At 66.8% G+C, this 1,592-nt stretch carries 3 protein-coding genes; 1 reads left to right on the top strand and 2 read right to left on the bottom strand.

What is annotated here, in order from left to right; translation table 11 throughout:
- Together FKP22_RS34160 and FKP22_RS29775 are read right to left on the bottom strand one after the other, a co-directional pair.
- Positions 1 to 131 (bottom strand): DUF3348 family protein (locus FKP22_RS34160; protein ID WP_259372475.1); only part of this gene is annotated, 131 nt, incomplete at its 3' end.
- Positions 132 to 448: 317 nt separating this feature from the next.
- Complete coding sequence (locus FKP22_RS29775; protein WP_141291836.1) at positions 449 to 742, bottom strand: nucleotidyltransferase family protein; 294 nt, start codon at positions 740 to 742, stop codon at positions 449 to 451.
- Between the two features lie 118 nt (positions 743 to 860).
- Between FKP22_RS29775 and FKP22_RS29780 the strand changes: the two genes are divergently transcribed.
- The coding region (locus FKP22_RS29780; RefSeq protein ID WP_445663758.1) for an MGDG synthase family glycosyltransferase at positions 861 to 1,592 on the top strand (732 nt) is incomplete at its 3' end.

Genomic DNA, 1,592 nt, shown 5'->3' on the forward strand with positions numbered 1-1,592 from the left:
TCACGCCAGTCCACCCAGCCGCTCAGGCGCTCGGCGAAGGCTGCCTTCGAGGCCGGCACGTCCGCGGCGTCTGTCAGCGCGGCCAGCAGGCGCACCAACGCCGAGCCGGTCACCAGGGGGCGGCGCGTCACTTGCGCCTTGCTGCCGTTCAAGGTTCCCAATCGAAAAAACGTCGGATTTTACCGACAGCGGCCAGACCGGGGCCAGGCTGCTCCTTCGCGACGCCGGGTTGCAAGGCTGGGCGTCGAGGGGATGAACCTGTTGGTCAAGCTCAAGGCCGTGCCGTGCCGCGGCGTCGCCAAGGTGCTTTCCGCGTTGACTAGCCGTCTTCGTCGCAGCGCGGCTCGATCTTCTGTGCTGTGGCTCTCAGCGGGGCGAGCACCTTGCGCAAGGATGGCAGGTGTGCCACACGATGCTCAGGTCCACATTACAAGCAGCCTGGGCTGATTCATACCGGCAGGGCTTCGCTGATGATGCGGTCACGGGAGCGTTTCGGCAGGCCTCTGGGGGTCACAAGGTCAACTTTCACGCCCAGCAGTTCTTCCAGCTCGACGTGCAGACCAGCCAGGTCATAGAGCGAGGCGCCATCCAGCGGTTCGATCAGGAAGTCGATGTCGCTGGCTTCGGTGTCTTTCCCGCTGGCGACGGAGCCGAATACACGGAGGTTGCGCAGGCGGGCTTGTTTGGCAACAAGGATGCGCAAGGCTTCACGGTGAAGTTCAAGCAGTTGCGAGGGCTTCATGGTGCGCTGATCATAGGGCCGCCGGAACAGTCTGCGCAAATCCACGGCATGGAGCCCGTCACAATCCCCCGCACAGCCCGCAGCGAGGGCGCCAGCGGCGCGTGCGCCAAGCAACTTGATGAACCAGACACCGAGCACCTCGACACCCCAGGACCTGTTGATCCTCAGCGTGAGCGCCGGCAACGGCCATGTGCGGGCCGCGCAGGCGCTGGCCGCTGCGGCGGCCACGCTGCAGCCAGCCTGCAGCGCCACCCATGTGGACGCGATGGCGCATGTCGCCGCCGGCTTCCGCAAGGTCTACACCGACTGGTACATCCAGCTCGTCAACCGTGCACCGGAGCTGTGGTCCTACCTGCACCAGAAGACCGACGAGACGCCGCACAGCGCCACCTCGCAGCGGCTGCGGCGGGCCATCGAGCGCGTCAGCGCCGGGGACCTGCTGCGCGAGGTGTGCAAGGCGCGGCCAAAAGCCATCGTCTGCACCCATTTCCTGCCAGCCGAGCTGCTGATGCGCGAGCAGCAGAAGGGCCGGCTGGACGCGCCGATCTGGCTGCAGGTCACCGACTACGACCTGCACAACATGTGGCTGGTGCCCGGCATGGCCGGCTACCTCGCGGCGACCGAGGAGGTGGCTTTCCGGATGCGCGAGCGTGGCCTGCCAGCGGACCGCATCCATGTCACCGGCATCCCGGTCATGCCCGGCTTCTCTCAACCTGAGGCACCTGAATTGGCGCGCAGTGCCAACGTCACCCGCCTCGGGCTGGACCCTGTGCGCCGCGTGATCCTGATGGCTTCGGGCGGCGCCGGCGTGGGCGACCTGCCCAGCATGGTCGAGCAGGTGCTGGCGCTG

It is taken from the genome of Ideonella azotifigens (assembly GCF_006519715.1).
Lineage (GTDB): Bacteria > Pseudomonadota > Gammaproteobacteria > Burkholderiales > Burkholderiaceae_C > Ideonella > Ideonella azotifigens.

Excerpts from the sequence above, each read along its gene's own strand:
- FKP22_RS29775 (WP_141291836.1), bottom strand. The coding sequence starts at position 742 with ATGAAGCCCTCGCAACTGCTTGAACTTCACCGTGAAGCCTTGCGCATC.